Raw genomic sequence first — 19,318 nt, forward strand, 5'->3', positions numbered from 1 at the left:
ATCGAAGGAGAAACCATGGCACGAACCGAAGGTGACAGCTGGGACCTCGCCAACAGCGTGGGAGCGACGGCCACCATGGTCGCCGCCGCCAGGGCCGCCGCGAGCAAGCGTCCGCAGCCGGTCGTCACCGATGACTTCGCCGAGCCGCTGGTGCGTGCCGTCGGATTGGATGTGTTCACCAAGCTGGCCAGCGGCGAACTGGATTCCGGGGAGCTCGAGCAGAGCGTCGGGTTTCCTCGGATGGTCGACACGTTCGCCGCCCGCGCCCGATACTTCGATGACTATTTCGCGGCGGCCGGCCAAGCAGGGCTGCTGCAGGTGGTGATCGTGGCTTCGGGACTGGATTCCCGCGCCTACCGGCTGCGCTGGCCGATCGGGACGACGGTGTACGAGATCGATCAGCCCGAGGTGATCGCGTTCAAGGCGGCGACGATGTCCGAGATCGGGGCGGCGCCCACCGTCAAGCTTCGCGAGGTGGGGATCGATCTGCGCGACGACTGGCCGGCGGCGCTACAGGAGGCGGGTTTCGATCCGGCCCATCCGACGGCCTGGCTCGCCGAGGGCGTGCTCATCGGATGGCTCCCGCCCGAGGCCGAGGTCCGGCTGCTGGACTCCATCATCCCGCTGTCCGCCGAGGGCAGCAGGTTCGCCGCCGACTACGGAACGGTGACCGGGACGTCGCCTGAGGCCCAGCAACAAGCCGGGCACATGAACGAAGGCTGGCGACGGTGGGGGCTCGACATGGACCTGAGCAAGTTGGCGTACCCGGGCGAGCACACCGACGTCGCCGCCCATCTGCATGAGAACGGTTGGGACACCACCGAATCCCGGCTCACCGACCTGTTCTCCGCTGCCGGGCTGCCGGAGTTGGGCCAGGCTGAAGAGCAGGTACCGGCCACCACGATCAAATTCGTCCGGGCCGTGCGGCTTTAGCCCCGCTTGGCCAGCCACTCGGCCTGCATCACCAGCAGGGCCATGACCTCCAGCTGCGGGGTGTCGGGGTCGAGTTCGCGGTACCGCTGGTAGACGTTGACGACCACGCGCTCCGCATCCAGCCAAGTCGCATACTCACCGAGGTCGATGGTGTCCGCCGCGTCGGACCACGACAACCGCCGGCGGTAGGCGGCCTCAGTTTGTTCGGAAACGTGCGCGAGATACCCACGGACTGCGCGGATTCCGTCCGGGTCGCTGACGGGGCCATGGCCGGGTACCACTGTCGGCGCGTCGAGCGCGATCATCGCGTCGCACGCGGCGATCCAGTTGGCGATCGGGCCGGCCCACACGATCGGGGTGCAGCCGATGAACAGCAGGTCGCCACCGAAGAGGACCCCCGCGTCGGGCGCGTGAACCACCGAATCCGCGGCGGTATGCGCGGGCCCCAGGTTCAGCAGGTCGATGCGCCGCCCGCCCACCTCGATGGTCAGCTCCCGGTCGAACGTTTGATCCGCGTTGCGCACCGTGATGCCGCTGAAGTCGAAGTGCCCGAAGCGGTCTCGCGTGTAGGGGGTGGCGACCGGGCCGAGGTTCGCGGTCTGCGCCATCGCCAGCATCTCGGGCGCCATCCCGTGCGCGATCTCGTCGGCGGTGCCCCGCGCGGCGATGATCCGCACCGAGGCGTCGAGCAGTTGATTGCCGTGGGTGTGGTCACCGTTCGAGTGGGTGATCAGCGCGTCGGTGATGGGTGCCGACGAGGTGATATCCCGCATCGCGGTGAGCATTTCGCGGGTCAGCGCCAGGTCGAACAGGGTGTCGACGAGCAGGGACGCCCCATCGCCGGCCACCAGTCCGGCGTTGCTCCACCCGTAGCCGCCGTCGGGCAGCGTCCACGCCCACACCCGGTCGGCGACCTCGTGCAGGCCACGGGTGTAGGGCACCTTCGCGGGCGCCCGGTTCACCCGCCGCGGGGCTGGCGCCGCGTCCGGATTGGGCCGGGCCGCCAGGGGATGCGGCGCGCCGCTGGCGCGCACGGTTTGCCGGGTCTCGCCGAGCCCCTGGACCTGAAGCGTGACGACGTCGCCGTCGTGCAGCCAGCCGGGGAACGACTCCAGCGCTGTCGGGTTCAGGTGCTCGACCAGCGTGCAGGTCGGCACCGTGCCGGAGCCGATGACGTCACCGGGGACGAGCGTCACGCCGCGCGAGGCGTAGGAGATGACTTCGCCGAAGGTCCAATCCATTTGGGCGGTCGACCCCGACCCGATCACGGCACCGTTGACCAGGGCGGTCACCCTCAGGTCGAGCCTGCCGTCCCGGCGGTACGGCTCGAGCTCGTCGGGCGTCACCAGGTACGGGCCCAGCGTGACGCCGCTGTCTTTGCCCTTGCCCTGCCCGATCCTGAGTTGGCTTTCCATTTGCTGCAGGTCACGCGCCGACCAGTCGTTGAAGATGGTGTAACCGATGATGGCGCGTTCGGCTTCCTCGACCGAGAGGTCCCGTCCACCGGTCCCGATGACCGCGGCGATCTCCAATTCGAAGTCCTGCCAAGCACTTCCGGGCGCGGTGGGGGCGTCGTCGTAGGGTCCCAAAACCGTTGCCGGGCAGGCGAAGTAGAAAGCCGGTATGCGATACCAGGTGTCAGCGAGCGTTCGCCCGGCGCCCAGCGCGGCCTGGCAGTTGCGCATGTGGTCCAGAAAGCACAGCGAGTCACGGATGGACGGCGGCCGTGGGATCGGGGCCAAGAGCCGCGCCGCGCCCAGGGGCACGGTGGCCGCCGGCGCGCGCAGCGCCTCCTCGCCGGCGGCGCGCAACCCTTCGGCGCCACGGCCGATCAGACCGAGCAGCGTCACGCCGGCGGGCATCGCGTGGATGGCGTCACCGGACAGCACCCCGGTGCGTTCGCCGTCGGCGTCAAGGTAGGTCACCCATTTCATTCGCGCACCACCTCACTCGGTTCCTTGTCCGGACGCAGTCCGCGCCAGCTCGATTGACGCAACCGGTCGTCGGGGGTCCACTCGCTGTAGCGCACCTCGCCCACCAGCACCGGCTCGACGTAGGTCACGCCCCTGGCCTCGCTGCGGGGAAGCGGTGGGGTGAAGGGGGATTGGTCGGTGTGCAGCGGCGCCAGGGTCTTCTTCAAGTTCGCCAGGTCACGTTCGGTGAACCCGGTGCCGACCCGCCCGGCGAAGTGCAGGCCACCGTCGGTGGGAATGCCCATCAGCAGTGAGCCGATGCCGCTGCTGCGGCCACCCTCCCCGGCCTTCCAGCCGCCGATCACGACTTCCTGAGTGTTCCAGTGCTTGTCCTTGATCCAGGATGCCGAGCGTCGGCCCGGCTGATAGGTGGAGTCGCGCTTCTTGGCGACCACACCCTCCCAGCCGTGCTTGCCCGAGTGCTCCAGCGCCTGTTTCCCATCGCCCGGCAACAACTCGGGCACGATGAGGTCACTGCCACTCGCGAGTGTTTCCAACAACTTTCGGCGGTCCTGGTAGCGAGCCCTCAGCAGCGAACTGCCATCGAGATACAGCACATCGAACGCCCAGAATTCCACTCGGCTCCCGCGGCCGCGGTTCTGCATCGCGTGAAAGCTCGGCACCCCGGCGGCGTCCAAGACGACGGCCTCGCCGTCCAGCACCACGTGATGATCGGCGAGATCTGCCGCGAGCGAACGTAATTGCGGATATTCGTTGGTGACCTCGCGACCGCGCCGGGACCGCACCCGCAGGACACCGTGGTCGATTTCGACCAGCAGCCGGTAGCCGTCCCATTTACCTTCGAACGCCCACTGACTCGCCTTGCACGAATTCACCGAGCCGTGGGTGGCGAGCATGGGTGCGATCCCGTCGAAGTCGAAGACCTTCTGGTCTTTCATCCGGTGCGCCAGCCACTGGTCGCCCCTGGTTTGGATCAGCGCGTAGCGGCCGGAAACCTTGCTACCGCGCAGATTGACGATGACCTCGTTCTCGAGGAACTTCTCCGCCTCGTAGGTCCCGGAGTCCCAGATGATCACCTTTCCCGCCCCGTATTCCCCTTTGGGGATGTTGCCCTCGAAGGTCGCGTACTCCAGCGGATGATCCTCGGTGTGCACCGCCAGGTGGTTCACCGATGTGGTTTCGGGCAGGTTCTTCGGCACCGCCCACGACACCAGCACGCCGTCGCGCTCCAGCCGGAAGTCGTAGTGCAGCCGGCGGGCATGGTGCTCCTGGATGACGAAGGAATTGCCTTGGCCCGTGGCCGGTTTCGTCCGGGGGACGGGTTCCGGCGTTTTCGACGCGTCGCGCATGCTGCGGTACTTGGTCAGCCGATCCGCGACGGCAACGTCGTTGTCCAGTGTCGCCAGCAGATCCCCGTCGCGCGCCACCCGGTCCAGCACCTCGTCGTAGCGCAATTGACGCAGCGACGCCGGGGTGGCGAGCTCTTCCCACGTGCGCGGCGCCGCGACCGTGGGATGTTCGCGCCCGCGCAACGAATACGGCGCGATGGTCGTCTTCGCCCCGTTGTTCTGGCTCCAGTCCAGGAACACCTTTCCCGCCCGCAGGCTCCGGGTCATGGTCGACGTGACCAGCTTGGGCATCGACTTTTCCAGTTGCTGGGCAACCCGTTTCGCCAGCACCGTCGCCCCCTTGCTGCTCACCGGCTCCGCCAGCTGTGCGTAGAGGTGCAGGCCTTTGCTGCCGCTGGTGAGCGGAAACAGGGTCAACCCGATTCCGCCGATGAGATCGCGCACGGCATGGGCCACCTCGGCGAGCTGAGCCATGGTCACGCCCTCACCGGGGTCGAGGTCGAACACCAATCGGGTGGCCGGACCGGGCTTCAGCTCTTCGGCTTTGCTTCGGGTCCACTCCGCGACGAACCGCCACTGCGGCACGTGCACTTCCAGCGCGGCCTGTTGCGCGATCCAGGCCAGCCCTTCGGGGCTGTCGATGATCGGATACGTCGTGGTTCCGGACCGGTGCGTGACGCTCGCGCGCGGCAGCCAGTCCGGCGCCGACGAGGCCAGTTGCTTCTCGAAGAACGAATCCTGTTCGACGCCATTGGGCCAGCGCTTGCGGGTGGCCGGGCGCCCCGCGATGTGCGGGATCATCACCTCGGCGATCCGGGTGTAGTAGTCGAAGACGTCCCGCTTGGTGGTGCCGGTGGCGGGGTAGAGCACCTTGTCGGCGTTGGTGAGCTTCACCCGCGGTGCCATGAGAGTCAACTTACGCGCCTGAGCAGCGATCATGGCTTCCCACCACGGATTATGTCTCAAACGTAAATTTCTGTGACATCGATTACGAAGGCGTTAGACCCGCGGGCACGTCGGGCACGGGATACCGATGCGCATAATGTCCCGGCGTCCAGAAGGCGGCGTCCCCCTCAGCAATGCCACCCTGCAACTGCACTCCCAGCGAATCGCGATACCCACCTACGAAAGGTCGGCACTGCAACGCGGTGTCGTTCACATCGGCGCGGGCAATTTCCACCGCGCACATCAGGCCGTTTACTTCGACGACCTTGCCCGCTCAGGCATTTCGCATCGGTGGGGCGTTACCGGCGTCAGCCTGCACTCCCCCGGCGCCAAAGACTTGCTGTCGGCGCAGGACGGCCTCTACACCGTCGTGCAACGCGGCCATGACGGCCAGACCGCCCGCGTGGTCGGATCGATCGGCTCCGTCCACTACGCACCGAATGACGGCGCGGCGGTCCGCGCCGCTCTGGCCGACCCCCAAACCCGAATCGTCAGCCTGACCATCACCGACAACGGCTACTTCCTGGACCCGGTCACCGACGAGTTCGACGCGAACCACCCTGACGTGCGCGCCGACCTGGTCGCGTCCGACGGCTACGCCACCGCGTGGGGATATCTCGCCGAAGCTCTCGATCGGCGCCGCCGCGCGGGCTTGGCGCCGTTCACCGTGCTCTGCTGCGACAACATTCCCGGCGACACCCGGCCGGCGAGAACCGCGCTGGTGTCGTTCGCCGCGTGCAAGGATCCGGGGCTTGCCCGCTGGATCGAAAGGCATGTCGCGTTCCCGTCGACCATGGTCGATCGCATCACCCCGCAAACCTCGACGTCCGAGCGCGAATTCGTCGAGCAGACGTTCGGCGTGGCCGACAGGTGTCCGGTGGTGACCGAGCCGTATCGCCAATGGGTGATCGAGGATTCGTTCAGCAACGGGCGGCCGCCGCTCGAGGAGGTCGGTGCCGAATTCGTTGCCGATGTCAGCGACCACAAGCTGATCAAGACGCGCCTGCTCAACGGAACCCATATCGCGCTCGCGTGCCTGGCCACGCTGGCCGGTTACCAGCGCACCGACGAAGCGATGCGCGACCGCGTCATCTTCGATTACGTCGAGAGGCTGCTGCGCGACGAAATTCAGCCGCTGCTGCCCGCAGTCCCCGGGATGAACACCCCGGAATACCGCGCCACCCTGCTCGATCGCCTCGGCAACCCCCGCATGAGCGACCAATTGTCGCGGCTGGCCCGGCGGGGAACCAGCAAAATCACCTCGTTCGTGCTGCCCTCCCTGCACGAGGCGATTGCGCAAGGTAGACCCCACACGCTGCTGATGTTGGCCGTTGCAGGATGGGCCCGGTATATGCGCGGCCACGACCTCATGGGCCGCAAGCTGCGCCTCGAAGACTCGCAGGCGATACCGGTGGCTAAGTTGGCCAACATGGCAGGCAACAACCCCGATCCGCTGCTGCGGCATGCGATGTTCGCCGAGCTGCGAGCGGTTCCCGGCTTTGCGGACCGCCTCGGCGAGATGATTGCGCAGATCGACACGCGCGGCGTGGTGCCCACGCTGCGCGACGCGATGCGCAACGACGCGCGAGAGCTGGTGGCACGATGACCGACGGGCTGACCTTCGTGCGCACCTTCGACCCGGCACCGATCACGACTTTGCTGTGCGATGCCGATGACAACCTGTTCGCTTCTGAGCGGCCGGCGTTCGAGGCGTCGACCGAGGTCATGAATCGTTTCCTGGCCAGGTTCGGGGTGACGGCTCCGCTCGACTCCGAGGAGTTGCGTAAGCGGGCCGTAGGGAAGAACTTTCGCGCCATGGCGCTGGGCCTGGCGGTCGAGTGCCAACTACCGCTCGACCCGGCGTTGGCCGACGGCCTCCCCGCGGCGGTGGTCGCCTCAGCCGGTGAGATGGCGAGCGGCAACGCGTTGTCCGCCGACGAACTCGAGCAGTGGGTGCGCGAAGAGCGCGAACGGGTCACCGCTCATCTGGCGGTCACCCTGACCCCCGACCCGCATGTGCTGCAACCGCTGCGAGACCTCGCACCGCACTACGCGCTGGCGGCCGTCAGCTCCAGCGCCACCAAGCGTCTGCGCGCCTGCTTCGCGGCCACCGGCATCGACTCGCTGATACCGGAGGCCGTGACTTTCAGCGCGGAGGATTCACTTCCGGTGCCGACAAGCAAACCCGACCCGGCGGTGTACCTACATTCCGGCGAGGTATTGGGCGTCGCAGCGGAGCAAGGGTTGGCGATCGAAGATTCCGTGGCCGGGGTGAGCTCCGCGGTCGCAGCCGGCTTCGCCACCGTAGGCAACCTGATGTTCGTGTTGCCCGACGAACGGGATTCCCGCCGAAAGGAATTGATTGATGCCGGCGCAGTCGCGATCACCGATTCCTGGCGTGCGCTTGCCGATGTCCTGCTGTTGTCGGCCGTGCCGGCCGGGGGTTCCCACCTCGCGTAGGACATCTACCGTCGAGAGGCGCCACGAGCCCGGTGACAGTCCGGGCCGTGGCCCGGTGAGGAGTTGCCCAATGGTGGCTAGCGCGATCAACCTGAACAATGCGTCGCTTCCAGAACTGCCGATCGAGGCGCCGAACTATGACCGCGGCAGCGTGACCGTCGGCATCGCGCACATCGGCGCCGGTCATTTCCACCGGGCGCATCAGGCTGCGTACCTCAACCTGCTGATGCAGCAGGGCCTGGCGCACGACTGGGGCATCTGCGGCGTAGGGGTGATGCCCGCCGACTGGACCATGCGCGACGTTCTCAACGGCCAGGACGGGCTGTACACGTTGATCTTGGAGAATCCCAACGGGAGTCGGGATGCCCAAGTCATCGGGTCGATCGTTGACTACCGCTACGCTCCGGACGATCCGGAATCAGCGTTAGAGGTGCTCGCCGCGGCGTCGACCCGGATCATCTCGCTGACCATCACCGAAGGTGGGTACCGCGACCCCGATGGGCCTGCGTTCGCGCTGATCACCGAGGCGCTCGCCCGGCGGCGCGATCGGGGAGTCCCCGCGCCGACGGTGGTCTCCTGCGACAACATCGAGAGCAACGGCGAAGTCGCCAGGCGCACCGTGCTCGCCAGTGCCGAACGCAGAGATCCCGCGTTGGCCGAGTGGGTGGCCGAACACGCCCGGTTCCCTAGTTCGATGGTTGACCGCATTACTCCGGCAACGACTTTGGAGATGGCCGCGGAGGTGCGGCGTGACTTCGGCGTCGATGACCGGTGGCCGGTGGTTGCCGAACCCTTCACCGCCTGGGTGATCGAGGACGACTTCGCCGATGGCCGCCCGCCGCTGGAGCAAGCGGGGGTGCTGATGGTCGACGACGTGCGCCCGTACGAGCTGATGAAGCTGCGGCTGCTCAACGCGGGGCATCAGTGCTTGGCCTACTTCGCTCATCTGTGCGGCTTCCAGTTCGTCCACGAGGCGGCGCGCGATCCCCTGTTCGCCGAATTCCTGCTCTCGTACTTCGACACCGAGGCCATCCCCACCCTGCCCCCGGTGCCGGGAATCGACCTGCACGAATTCGGCCGCACGCTGGTCGAACGGTTCGCTAACCCGGCCGTGCGCGACACCGTCGCGCGCATCTGCGCCTACTCGTCGGACCGGATCCCGAAATGGCTGTTTCCCGTCATCTGCGACAACCTGGCCACCGGCGGGCCGGTTCAACTGGCCGCCGCGGCGGCGGCCAGCTGGGCGCGCTACGCCGAGGGCACCGACGAATGGGGTAAGCCTTACGAGGTGGTGGACCAGCTCGCGGATTCGCTCATCCCGATCGCCCGGTCGCAACACCAGAATCCCACCGCGTTCGTCGAGGTGACCGCCGTGTTCTGCGATCTGGCCCACCAACCGAGGTTTGTCGAGGCGTATTGCTGGGCGCTGGATTCGTTGCACGCCAAGGGAGCTCGGGCGACTCTGGAGGCCCTGGTGCGATGACGCGCGGGCTGGTGATCGGCGAGTCGCTGATCGACATCGTCGACGGCCACGAGCACGTCGGCGGCAGTCCGCTCAACGTCGCCGTCGGACTCGCCCGGCTGGGCCGCGAGGTCGACTTCCTGACCCACATCGCCGACGACCCATATGGCCGGCGCATCGTCGACTACGTGAAAACTGCTGGCGCACAGCTAGTCCCGGGCAGCATTGCGGCTACCCGGACACCGACTGCGGTCGCGACTCTCGCCCAGGACGGTTCGGCAGACTACGTGTTCGATCTGGACTGGCGGCTCTCCGGCACACCGGAAGTTCCGCCACCGCTGTTCGTCCATACCGGGTCCATCGCCGCCGTGCGGGAGCCGGGCTGCCTGGCCGTTGCGGCGTTGATCGAGACCTACCGCCTCTCGGCTACGGTCACCTTCGACCCCAACGTGCGGCCGTCGCTGATCGACGACCCGGCCTCGGCGCGTGCCCGCATCGCACGCCTGGTGGAGCTCAGCGACGTCGTCAAGGTCAGCGACGAGGACCTGCGCTGGATCGACCCCGATCACGAACCGGAGCAGACCGCCCGAAGCTGGCTGGCGTCGGGGCCGGCGATCGTCGTGGTGACGATGGGCGCCCGCGGCTCGCTGGCCGTGTGCTCGGCCGGCGAGGCACGCGCGGCCGCCAGGCCGGTCCGGGTGGTGGACACCGTCGGCGCCGGTGACGCCTTCGCGGTGGGCCTGCTCGATGCGCTCTGGGGCATGAACTTATTGGGCGCCGACCGCCGGGCCGCCCTGCGCAACATCCCGATCAACGTCCTCGCGGAAGCGCTCGAGGCGGCCGGCCTTTCGTCCGCCGTGACCGTGGGCCGCGCTGGGGCAGACCTCCCCTCTCGCGCCGACCTGCGGGCCAAGGCAAACGGGCCGTAGCTTCTCGGCAGGCCTCGATGCGGTCACGAGCTGCGGCGCAACGGCCCCGCGTCCTGTTAGCCGGCGAACAGTATGGGCATACTGACTTACATGCGCTCCATCTGGAAGGGCTCGATCGCGTTCGGGCTGGTCAACGTCCCGGTCAAGGTGTACAGCGCCACCCAGGACCACGACATCAAGTTCCATCAGGTGCACGCCAAGGACAACGGCCGCATCCGATACCAACGCGTTTGCGAGGTGGACGGCGAGGTCGTCGAATACCGCGACATCGCCCGGGCGTTCGAATCCGACGATGGGCAGATGGTCATCATCACCGACGACGACATCTCCACCCTGCCCGAAGAACGCAGCCGCGAGATCGAGGTATTGGAGTTCGTTCCCGCCGAAGAGGTCGACCCCATGTTGTTCGACCGTAGCTACTTCCTGGAGCCGGATTCCAAGTCGTCGAAATCCTATGTGTTGCTGGCAAAGACGCTCGCCGAGACCGATCGGATGGCGATCGTGCACTTTACGCTGCGCAATAAGACGCGGCTGGCGGCGTTGCGGGTCAAGGACTTCGGCAAGCGCGACGTGATGATGGTGCACACCCTGCTGTGGCCCGACGAAATCCGCGACCCCGACTTCCCGGTGCTGGACAAGGAAGTCGAGATCAAGCCGGCGGAGCTCAAGATGGCCGGTCAGGTGGTGGAGTCGATGGCCGAAGACTTCAATCCGGACCGCTACCACGACACCTACCAGGAGCAGCTCCAGGAGCTCATCGACGCGAAACTCGAAGGCGGCGAAGCCTTTACCACCGAGGAGCAACCCAAGGAACTCGACGAGACCGAGGACGTCTCCGACCTGCTGGCCAAGCTGGAAGCTAGCGTGAAGGCGCGCTCCGGAAACGGTAAGGCTCCCGCGAAGAAGGCACCCGCCAAAAAGACCGCCGCCAAAAAGACGGCCGCGAAGAAGGCACCGGCGAAGAAGGCTCCCGCCAAGAAGGCCGCGTCGAAATCCTGACGCGCAGCCGCCGCGTGGTCAGCGCCGGCGGGTCGCCAGGAACCGGGTCGCCGCCGCGATCAGGTTGATCACCGCGACGATGATGATCAGGCTGAGCGCCGCGCCCCAGATGCGCAGGAAACCGGCCCGCTCGGGATTGGTGAGTTCGGTGTAGATCAGCAGCGGGAGCGAGGCCATGTTGCCGTGGAAGATGTCGACGTTGATCGACCGGCTGTAGCCGACGAGCACCAGCACCGGGGCGGTTTCGCCGACGACCCGCGCGACGGACAGCAAGACACCGGACACGATGCCGGGCATCGCGATCGGGAACACGATCCGCATGATGGTCTTCCACTTGGGAACCCCGAGCGCGTAGCTGGCTTCGCGCAGATCGTCGGGCACCAACCTCAGCATTTCCTCGGCGGACCGCACCACCACCGGCAGCATCAACAAGACCAGCGCCAGCGACACGGCGAACGAGCTCTGCTGGAATCCCAGGGTGGCGATCCAGAGGCTGAAGATGAACAAGGCCGCAACGATAGAGGGCACCCCGGCGAGCACGTCGACCATGAACGTCGTCAGCCGCACCAGCCGGCCGGAGCCGTATTCCACCAGGAAGACGGCTGTCATGAGGCCCAGCGGCACGGACAGCAGGGCGGCGACGCCGGCCTGTACGACGGTTCCGTACAGCGCGTGATAGATGCCGCCGGCGAACTGCTCCGGCAGGATGCCGTGCAGCGAGTGGGTCCACCAACCCGTTCGGGTGACCGCGTACCAACCCCGGGCCACCACCACCGACAGCACCCAGACAAGCGGCACCAGCGCGATGAGGAACGAGGCGACGAAGAAAATGGTCGCGGCGCTGTTCGTGAGCCGGCGCCGCACGCTGACGGGCCGGAACGCCTGGGTTTTGACCGGCCGGTCGAACACGCTGGCCGTCATCCGTTGACCTTCCCGCCGGCGATGGCGCGCGCGAGCGCGTTGACAACGAACGTCAAGACGAACAACGCGAATCCCGCGGCGATGTAGGCCCCGGTAGGCAACGGTTCACTGAATTCTGCTGCCGCGGAGGCGATCTTCGAGGCAAACGTGTAGCCGCCGTCGAACAGCGACCAATTTCCCGGGCGTGCGGCGGAGCGCAAAATGATCAGGACCGCCACCGTCTCGCCGAGCGCCCGGCCCAGCCCCAACATGGACGCCGCGATGACGCCGCTGCGGCCGAATGGCAGCACGGTCATCCGCACCACCTCCCACTTGGTGGCCCCCAGCGCTTGCGCGGCTTCCATCTGGATGTGCGGAGTCTGCCGGAACACTTCCCGGGAGACCGACGTGATGATCGGCAGGATCATCGCCGAGAGCACGATGCCCGCGGTGAAGATGGTGCCGCCGCCGGCCAGCGAGACATTGCCCTGCTTGAACAGGAAGAACCAGCCCAGGTGGCGATTGAGGAACGCCGCGACCGGCTCGATCCTGGGCGCCAGCACGAAGATGCCCCACAACCCGAAGATGATCGAGGGCACCGCGGCCAGCAGGTCGACGATCGCCCCGAACGGGCGGGCCAGCCGCTTGGGCGCGTATTGGGTGAGGAATACCGCGATCCCGACCGCGACCGGCACCGCCACCACCAGCGCGGTGACCGAACTGAGCACCGTGACCATCAAGAGGTCACGGATGCCGAACGCCAGCTTCCCCGGGTCGGTGGTGCTGAACTGGGCGCTGGTGAAGAAGTTCGCGTGGTTGACGCGCAACGACGGAACCGCACGTATCAGCAGGAACACCGCGATCAGCAGGATCGCGACCACGATCGTCGACCCGGCAGCGGCAGCCGTCAGCTTGAACAGCCGGTCGCCCCGCCGACCTGATGGCGCGCCCAGCGCCTTGAGCTCAGGCTTTTTCGGAGTCGACGGGCTGGCTACCGCTCCTCGGGTCACGACCACCTCAAATCACGTGATGGCGTTGATCGAAGCCGACAGTCTGGACTTGAACGAATCCGGAATGGGGATGTACCCATTGTCGGCCAGGCCACTCTGCCCCGCACCGATCGTACTTTGCAGGAACGCCTTCACCGCTGTGCCGACCTGCGAATCGGGATACTTCGAGCAAACGATCTCATACGTCGCCAGCACGATCGGGTACGACCCGGGTTGGGTCGGCTTGTAGAAGGAGAGCGTGTCGAGCACCAGGTCGTTGCCCTGCCCGCTGATCTTGGCGCCGGAAATCGTCTTGCCGACCGAATCGGAGCTGATCGCGACCGCGTCGGGACCGGCAGAGGTGACGACCTTGGCCATGTCCAGCTTCTGCGCCTGAGCGAACGACCACTCGTTGTAGGTGATGGATCCCTCGGTGGCCTTGATCGCCGCCGACGTGCCGTCGTTGCCCTTGGCCCCCTCACCGACCCCGCCCTTGAACGTCTTTCCGGCGCCCTTGCCCCACGCGCCGTTGGAGGCGGCGTCGAGGTACTTCTGGAAGTTGTCCGTGGTGCCGGATTCGTCGTTGCGGAACACCACGTGAATCGGCTCGGCGGGCAAAGTGACACCGGAGTTGAGCGCCGCGATGGCCGGGTCGTTCCACGTCGTGATGGCGCCGTTGAAGATCTTCGCCGCCGTCGGGCCGTCGAGGCTCAGCGAACTCAGGCCCTTGACGTTGTAGGTGATGGCGATGGGGCCGAACACCACCGGCAGATTCCATGCCGGTGAGCCGCAACGCTGCTGCGCCGCCGCGTACTCCTTGGCAGCAAGTGGCGAGTCCGATCCGCCGAAATCGGTTTGGTTGCCGTTGAATTCACTGATTCCCGCGCCGGAGCCATTGGCCGTGTAGTTCAGCGTCTGACCCGGGCAGGCCTGCTCGAAGGCGTTGACGAAGCGCGTCATCGCGTTGGCCTGGGCGGTCGACCCGCTGGCCTTCAAGGTCTTCTTTCCGCCGCAGGCGACCTTGCCCGACGACGAACCGCTCGTGGCGCTTCCGCCACCGGCGTTGTTATCGCTTCCGCAGCCCGACAACGCCAGCGCACCAGCGGTCACGACGCTCATCGCGACACCGAATCGGTTGAGTTTCAAGTCACTTCCTAACGGTAGGGATGAAACATGATTGCCGACGTTCTTCTAGCCGCTGTCCGGCGACCAGCGTCTCGCGCAGCAACGAAGCTAACAGCAAGAAGGTTAACGTTGGGCAAATTGCTGTCGGCCGATTGTCGCTGGCTAGGACGGCTTGCGGGCGGCCGCGCACAAATGCGGGAAGGCTCACGAAATGGCGTCGATCGCCGCCGACAACCGCGACTTGAAGGACTCCGGAACGGGAATGTAGCCGTTGTCGGCTAAGCCGTTCTGTCCCGCACCGACGGTGCTCTGCAGGAAAGCCTTCACAGCAGCGGCGACCTGGGGATCCGGATACTTCGAGCAGACGATCTCATATGTGGCGAGCACGATCGGATACGAGCCGGGCTGGGTCGGCTTGTAGAAGGAGAAGGTGTCGACGACCAAGTCGTTGCCCTCCTCGACGAAGTCGGCACCGGCGATCGTCTTGCCGACCGAGGCGGCGCTGATCGCCACGGCATCCGGGCCGGCCGATGTGACGATCTTGGCCATGTTGAGTTTTTGCGCCTGGGCGAACGACCACTCGTTGTAAGCGATGGACCCCTCGGTGGCCCTGACCGCCGCCGACGTGCCGTCGTTGCCCCTGGCCCCCTCACCGACGCCGCCGTTGAACGTCTTTCCGATGCCCTTGTCCCAGGCGCCGTTGGCTGCCGAGTCCAGGTACTTCTGGAAATTGTCTGTCGTGCCGGACTGGTCGTTGCGGAAGATCACCCGAATCGGCTCGGCGGGGAACGCGACGCCGGGGTTCAACGCCTGAATCGCCGGATCGTTCCAGGACGTGATGGCGCCCTTGAACACTTTCGCGGCCGTAGGGCCGTCCAGATTCAGCGAAGTCACACCCGTGACGTTGTAGGTGACCGCGATCGGCCCGAACACCACAGGCAAATTCCACGCCGGTGAACCGCAGCGCTGCCGCGCCGCGAAGTATTCGATGGGGGCCAACGCCGAGTCCGACCCGGCGAAATCCGTTTGATTTCCTGTGAATTCGCCGATCCCCGCTCCGGAGCCGTTGGGCGTGTAGTTCAGCGTCTGGCCGGGGCAGGCCTGCTCGAATGCCTTGATGAAGCGGGTCATCGCGTTGGCCTGGGCGGTCGACCCGCTGGCCTTCAGCGTCTTCTTCCCGCCGCAGCTCACCTTGCCGGGCGGCGTGCCCGGCCCCGCGCCGTTGTCATTGCTTCCGCAGCCCGACAACGCCAGGGCGACGGCTGTCATGGCACTTAGCGCGGCGCCAAATCGATTCAGCCCCAATACGATCCTCGTCGGAAAAGGTCAAACATGATCGCCACCATTCAATAGCCACGCCGACCAAACGGTCAGCACTAAGGCTAGCGCCGGCCGTATGTTCTCGCAGTGGACGCGAGACGCGGCGAGGCCCACCCGTTGCGACGGCCCGGAAGCGAGCGCGGGGCGTTACATCGTCCCGTGGATATGCAAAAGTAGAACCTGTTCCAGAAATGCCGCATCCGAGACGGCGAGGCTTGCTACCGTTTCGGCTGACAACTTGGGCGAAGAGAGGCCGCAATGATCCTTGACAGATTTCGTCTCGACGACAAAGTCGCCGTCATCACCGGTGCCGGTCGTGGCCTCGGGGCGGCTATCGCGCTGGCTTTCGCCGAAGCCGGCGCGGACGTCCTGATCGCCTCGCGAACGGAATCGCAACTAGAAGGCGTCGCCGAACAGGTCCGCGCGGCCGGCCGTCGGGCGCACATCGTCGCCGCCGACCTGGCCCACCCCGAGGTGACCGCGCAGCTGGCGGGCCAGGCAGTCGAGGCCTTCGGGAAACTAGACATCGTCGTCAACAACGTCGGCGGCACCATGCCCAATACGCTGCTGACCACCTCGACGAAGGACCTCAAGGACGCGTTCACCTTCAACGTCGCCACCGCCCACGCGCTGACCGTCGCGGCGGTACCCCTTATGCTCGAGCACTCCGGGGGCGGCAGCGTCATCAACATCACCTCCACCATGGGCAGGCTGGCCGGACGCGGCTTCGCCGCCTACGGCACCGCCAAGGCCGCACTGTCCCACTACACCCGGCTGACCGCCCTGGACCTGTGCCCACGCATCCGGGTCAATGCGATCGCACCGGGATCGATCCTCACCTCCGCGCTGGACGTCGTCGCGTCCAACGACGAGTTGCGCGCGCCGATGGAGAAGGCCACGCCCATGCGCCGACTCGGTGATCCCGTCGACATCGCCGCTGCCGCAGTCTATTTGGCGTCTGACGCGGGTAGCTTCCTGACCGGCAAGACGCTGGAGGTCGATGGCGGCCTCACCTACCCCAACCTCGACATCCCCGTCCCGGATCTGTGACCCCCGACCGCTAAGGAGCCCGCCATGGGAATCCCCGTCGTTCAACTGGGCACCGGCAATGTCGGCGTCCACGCGCTGCGAGCGCTCATCACCAATCCCGAGTTCGAGCTCAGGGGCGTCTGGGTGTCCTCGGACGCCAAGGCCGGCAAGGACGCGGCGGAGCTTGCCGGGCTTCCCGATTCGACCGGCGTGCTGGCCAGCACCGACCTGGACGCAGTGCTCGCCACCGGACCGCAGTGCGCCGTCTACAACGCGCTCGCAGACAACCGGTTGCCCGAGGCGCTGGAGGACTATCGGCGCGTCCTGGCCGCCGGCATCAACATCGTCGGCAGTGGCCCGGTCTTCTTACAGTATCCGTGGCAGGTGATTCCCGAGGAGCTGATCAAGCCCATCGAAGACGCTGCGCGCGAAGGGAATTCGAGCGTGTACGTCAACGGGATCGATCCCGGCTTCGCCAACGACCTGCTGCCGCTGGCGCTGGCCGGCACCTGTCAGAACATCCAGCAGATTCGCTGCATGGAGATCGTCGACTACGCCACCTATGACAGCGCCGCGGTCATGTTCGACGTGATGGGCTTCGGGAAGCCGCTGGACGACATCCCCATGCTGCTGCAGCCCGGCGTGCTCAGCCTCGCCTGGGGATCGGTGGTTCGCCAGCTGGCGGCCGGCCTGGGGATTTCGCTCGACTCGGTCGCGCAGGAGTACGTGCGCGTGCCGGCGCCGGAGGACTTCGACATCGCGTCCGGGCACATCCCCAAGGGCAGCGCCGCGGCGCTGCGGTTCGAGGTGTTCGGCCTGGTCAACGGCGACCCCGTCGTCGTCCTCGAACACGTCACCCGGCTGCGCGAGGATCTGTGCCCGGACTGGCCGCAGCCCGCCCAGCACGGCGGGTCCTACCGCATCGAGATCACCGGCGAACCCTCCTACGCGATGGATGTCTGCCTGAGCAGCCGCAAGGGTGACCACAACCACGCCGGGCTGGTGGCCACCGCGATGCGGGTGGTCAACGCGATCCCCGCGGTGGTGGCCGCCCCGCCGGGGATCGTGACGACGCTGGACCTGCCCCTGATCACCGGCAAGGGCCTTTACCTGCCGGGCTGATCGGGCGGCGCGGGATGAAGCGCGCCTTCGAACCGCTCCTGCCCGAATGGTGGGTGGCCTCCGGGTCCGCCTGGAGTCTTCGGCTAACCTCACTTTCTTATTCGGACGTGTGAATCGAGGGGCCGACACTTGACGCGGAGCAGCCAGGACTCGCTGAAAAGCAGTTGGTATCTGCTCGGCCCTGCCTTCGTCGCCGCGATCGCCTATGTCGATCCGGGAAACGTCGCGGCCAACGTCAGCTCCGGCGCGAAGTTCGGTTACCTGCTGCTGTGGGTCATCGTGGTGGCCAATGCGCTGGCCGGGCTGGTGCAGTACCTGTCCGCCAAGCTCGGCCTGGTCACCGGCCGGTCGTTACCCGCGGCCATCGGCAAGCGAATGAGTCGTCCGGTCCGGCTGGTCTACTGGGTTCAGGCCGAGCTGGTGGCGATCGCTACCGATATGGCCGAAATCGTCGGCGGGGCAATCGCTTTGCGGATCCTGTTCGATTTGCCGCTGCTGGCCGGCGGCGTCATCACCGGGGTGGTCTCCCTGCTGTTGCTGGCGATCCAGGACCGGCGCGGGCAGATCATCTTCGAGCGCGTCATCACCGGACTGCTGCTCGTCATCGCCATCGGCTTCGCGGCCAGCTTCTTCGTGAAGACGCCTCCGCCGGACGCCGTGCTGGGCGGGCTGTTGCCGAGATTCCAGGGCACCGAAAGCGTGCTGCTGGCAGCCGCCATCCTGGGCGCCACCGTGATGCCGCACGCCGTGTACATGCATTCCGGGCTGGTCCTCGATCGACACGGGCATCCCGCTGAGGGCGCCGAGCGACGCCTGCTGCTGCGGGTCACCCGGCTGGATGTCGTCCTGGCGATGGCCGTCGCGGGAACGGTAAACGCGGCGATGCTGCTGGTCGCCGCGATCAACCTGCAGCACCGCGACATCAACGCGTCCATCGAGGGCGCCTACTCCGCGATTCACCACACCCTCGGCGCGGCCATCGCGGTGCTGTTCGCGATCGGGTTGCTGGCGTCCGGGCTGGCGTCGTCGTCGGTGGGCGCCTACGCCGGCGCCATGATCATGCAGGGGCTGCTGCACCGCAGGATCCCGATGCTGGTGCGCCGGGTGGTGACCATATGTCCGGCGCTGGTGATCCTCGCGGTCGGGTTCGACCCCACCCGGGCGCTGGTGCTGTCCCAGGTGGTGCTGTCGTTCGGGATACCGTTTGCGGTTCTTCCGCTGGTGAAGCTGACCAGCGACCGCGATCTGATGGGCAGCGACACCAATCATCCCGTCACGACGGTTGTTGGCTGGGCGGTCGGCGTAATGATTAGTCTGCTTAACGTGATGCTCATCTGGCTGACGGTGACCGGCTAAATGCCGGCCCGCCGGCACGCCTACTTCGCATACGGGTCGAACCTGTGCGTCAGGCAGATGGCGCTGCGGTGTCCGGACGCCGCCGATCCGCGGCCGGCGGTGCTGTCCGATCACGACTGGCTGATCAACCAGCGCGGCGTGGCCACGGTCGAACCGTGCGCCGGCACTCAGGTACATGGCGTGGTCTGGCAGATCTCCGATGGCGACCTCGCGACGCTGGACAGCGCCGAGGGTGTGCCGGTGCGCTACCGGCGAGACCGGCTGACCGTGCACACCGACGGCGGGCCGTCGCCGGCCTGGGTGTACATCGACCATCGCGTGACACCGGGCCCGCCCCGACCGGGCTACCTGCCCAAGATCATCGACGGCGCCGTACAGCACGGGTTGCCGCAGCGCTGAAAGCGATTGCGGCGCAGCGCCCGACGCCGGCATCCGGCGAGGCCAGTGCGAGGGGTCCCAGCGCCGC

15 protein-coding genes and 1 pseudogene are annotated in these 19,318 nt (G+C 66.7%); 10 read left to right on the forward strand and 6 right to left on the reverse strand.

Translation table 11 applies throughout. From position 1 onward, the window contains the following. Positions 1 to 15: 15 nt before the first annotated feature. The gene (locus A5711_RS08615; RefSeq protein ID WP_067945459.1) at positions 16 to 933 is read left to right on the forward strand and encodes an SAM-dependent methyltransferase; all 918 of its coding nucleotides are present in this window, start codon (positions 16 to 18) and stop codon (positions 931 to 933) included. Here the strand turns inward: A5711_RS08615 and A5711_RS08620 are convergent. Together A5711_RS08620 and A5711_RS08625 are read right to left on the reverse strand one after the other, a co-directional pair. Beyond that, on the reverse strand, positions 930 to 2,867 hold the full coding sequence (locus A5711_RS08620; protein ID WP_067945461.1) for a fumarylacetoacetate hydrolase family protein: 1,938 nt from the start codon (positions 2,865 to 2,867) through the stop codon (positions 930 to 932). The two genes, A5711_RS08615 and A5711_RS08620, sit on opposite strands and share 4 nt — an antisense overlap. Next, positions 2,864 to 5,122, reverse strand: a complete 2,259-nt coding sequence (locus A5711_RS08625) for an ATP-dependent DNA ligase (RefSeq protein ID WP_231987443.1) — start codon at positions 5,120 to 5,122, stop codon at positions 2,864 to 2,866. Before A5711_RS08625 ends, A5711_RS08620 begins: the two co-directional genes overlap by 4 nt. A 136-nt stretch (positions 5,123 to 5,258) precedes the next feature. Here A5711_RS08625 and A5711_RS08630 point away from each other — a divergent pair, with 136 nt between their 5' ends. The 5 genes from A5711_RS08630 (at position 5,259) to A5711_RS08650 (ending at position 11,011) form a co-directional block, all read left to right on the forward strand. After that, positions 5,259 to 6,767, forward strand: coding sequence for a mannitol dehydrogenase family protein (locus A5711_RS08630; RefSeq protein WP_197500936.1), 1,509 nt, complete (start codon positions 5,259 to 5,261; stop codon positions 6,765 to 6,767). Further along, a complete protein-coding gene (locus A5711_RS08635) occupies positions 6,764 to 7,621 on the forward strand; it encodes an HAD family phosphatase (RefSeq protein ID WP_067945467.1) in 858 nt (285 codons plus the stop codon). Before A5711_RS08630 ends, A5711_RS08635 begins: the two co-directional genes overlap by 4 nt. 70 nt (positions 7,622 to 7,691) lie before the next feature. Then, the gene (locus A5711_RS08640) at positions 7,692 to 9,104 is read left to right on the forward strand and encodes a mannitol dehydrogenase family protein (RefSeq protein WP_067945469.1); all 1,413 of its coding nucleotides are present in this window, start codon (positions 7,692 to 7,694) and stop codon (positions 9,102 to 9,104) included. Continuing rightward, positions 9,101 to 10,012, forward strand: a complete 912-nt coding sequence (locus A5711_RS08645; RefSeq protein ID WP_067945470.1) for a carbohydrate kinase — start codon at positions 9,101 to 9,103, stop codon at positions 10,010 to 10,012. Before A5711_RS08640 ends, A5711_RS08645 begins: the two co-directional genes overlap by 4 nt. 90 nt (positions 10,013 to 10,102) lie before the next feature. Further along, complete coding sequence (locus tag A5711_RS08650; RefSeq protein ID WP_067945473.1) at positions 10,103 to 11,011, forward strand: Ku protein; 909 nt, start codon at positions 10,103 to 10,105, stop codon at positions 11,009 to 11,011. 18 nt (positions 11,012 to 11,029) lie between these two features. On the opposite strand, the gene pstA is transcribed toward A5711_RS08650, so the two are convergent. From pstA to pstS (A5711_RS08670), 4 genes are all read right to left on the reverse strand, one after another. Next, positions 11,030 to 11,932 carry a phosphate ABC transporter permease PstA gene (gene pstA, locus A5711_RS08655; RefSeq protein WP_067945475.1) on the reverse strand — a complete coding sequence of 301 codons (903 nt, stop codon included), beginning with the start codon at positions 11,930 to 11,932 and terminating at the stop codon, positions 11,030 to 11,032. Then, positions 11,929 to 12,927, reverse strand: coding sequence for a phosphate ABC transporter permease subunit PstC (pstC, locus tag A5711_RS08660; protein WP_067945477.1), 999 nt, complete (start codon positions 12,925 to 12,927; stop codon positions 11,929 to 11,931). The genes pstA and pstC overlap by 4 nt, the downstream gene beginning before the upstream one ends. Positions 12,928 to 12,933: 6 nt before the next feature. Continuing rightward, positions 12,934 to 14,046, reverse strand: a complete 1,113-nt coding sequence (pstS, locus tag A5711_RS08665; RefSeq protein WP_067945479.1) for a phosphate ABC transporter substrate-binding protein PstS — start codon at positions 14,044 to 14,046, stop codon at positions 12,934 to 12,936. A gap of 183 nt (positions 14,047 to 14,229) precedes the next feature. Then, the gene (gene pstS / locus A5711_RS08670; protein ID WP_067945481.1) at positions 14,230 to 15,330 is read right to left on the reverse strand and encodes a phosphate ABC transporter substrate-binding protein PstS; all 1,101 of its coding nucleotides are present in this window, start codon (positions 15,328 to 15,330) and stop codon (positions 14,230 to 14,232) included. 273 nt (positions 15,331 to 15,603) lie between these two features. Between pstS (A5711_RS08670) and A5711_RS08675 the strand changes: the two genes are divergently transcribed. From A5711_RS08675 to A5711_RS08690, 4 genes and pseudogenes are all read left to right on the forward strand, one after another. Further along, positions 15,604 to 16,395 (forward strand): SDR family oxidoreductase, encoded by a 792-nt coding sequence (locus A5711_RS08675; protein WP_067945483.1) that lies wholly within the window; start codon positions 15,604 to 15,606, stop codon positions 16,393 to 16,395. Between the two features lie 24 nt (positions 16,396 to 16,419). Beyond that, positions 16,420 to 17,496 (forward strand): diacylglycerol kinase, encoded by a 1,077-nt coding sequence (locus A5711_RS08680; RefSeq protein WP_067945485.1) that lies wholly within the window; start codon positions 16,420 to 16,422, stop codon positions 17,494 to 17,496. A gap of 99 nt (positions 17,497 to 17,595) precedes the next feature. Further along, positions 17,596 to 18,852, forward strand: a complete 1,257-nt coding sequence (locus tag A5711_RS08685; protein WP_369806088.1) for an Nramp family divalent metal transporter — start codon at positions 17,596 to 17,598, stop codon at positions 18,850 to 18,852. Next, a pseudogene (locus tag A5711_RS08690) lies at positions 18,853 to 19,248 on the forward strand (gamma-glutamylcyclotransferase family protein); the annotation flags it as partial. Between the last annotated feature and the right edge of the window lie 70 nt (positions 19,249 to 19,318).

It is taken from the genome of Mycobacterium sp. E2238 (assembly GCF_001672665.1).
In the GTDB taxonomy this organism is placed as follows: Bacteria; Actinomycetota; Actinomycetes; order Mycobacteriales; family Mycobacteriaceae; genus Mycobacterium.

Excerpts from the sequence above, each read along its gene's own strand:
- A5711_RS08615 (WP_067945459.1), top strand. The coding sequence starts at position 16 with ATGGCACGAACCGAAGGTGACAGCTGGGACCTCGCCAACAGCGTGGGA.
- A5711_RS08620 (WP_067945461.1), bottom strand. The coding sequence starts at position 2,867 with ATGAAATGGGTGACCTACCTTGACGCCGACGGCGAACGCACCGGGGTG.
- A5711_RS08625 (WP_231987443.1), bottom strand. The coding sequence starts at position 5,122 with ATGGCACCGCGGGTGAAGCTCACCAACGCCGACAAGGTGCTCTACCCC.
- A5711_RS08630 (WP_197500936.1), top strand. The coding sequence starts at position 5,259 with ATGTCCCGGCGTCCAGAAGGCGGCGTCCCCCTCAGCAATGCCACCCTG.
- A5711_RS08635 (WP_067945467.1), top strand. The coding sequence starts at position 6,764 with ATGACCGACGGGCTGACCTTCGTGCGCACCTTCGACCCGGCACCGATC.
- A5711_RS08640 (WP_067945469.1), top strand. The coding sequence starts at position 7,692 with ATGGTGGCTAGCGCGATCAACCTGAACAATGCGTCGCTTCCAGAACTG.
- A5711_RS08645 (WP_067945470.1), top strand. The coding sequence starts at position 9,101 with ATGACGCGCGGGCTGGTGATCGGCGAGTCGCTGATCGACATCGTCGAC.
- A5711_RS08650 (WP_067945473.1), top strand. The coding sequence starts at position 10,103 with ATGCGCTCCATCTGGAAGGGCTCGATCGCGTTCGGGCTGGTCAACGTC.
- pstA (WP_067945475.1), bottom strand. The coding sequence starts at position 11,932 with ATGACGGCCAGCGTGTTCGACCGGCCGGTCAAAACCCAGGCGTTCCGG.
- A5711_RS08675 (WP_067945483.1), top strand. The coding sequence starts at position 15,604 with ATGATCCTTGACAGATTTCGTCTCGACGACAAAGTCGCCGTCATCACC.
- A5711_RS08680 (WP_067945485.1), top strand. The coding sequence starts at position 16,420 with ATGGGAATCCCCGTCGTTCAACTGGGCACCGGCAATGTCGGCGTCCAC.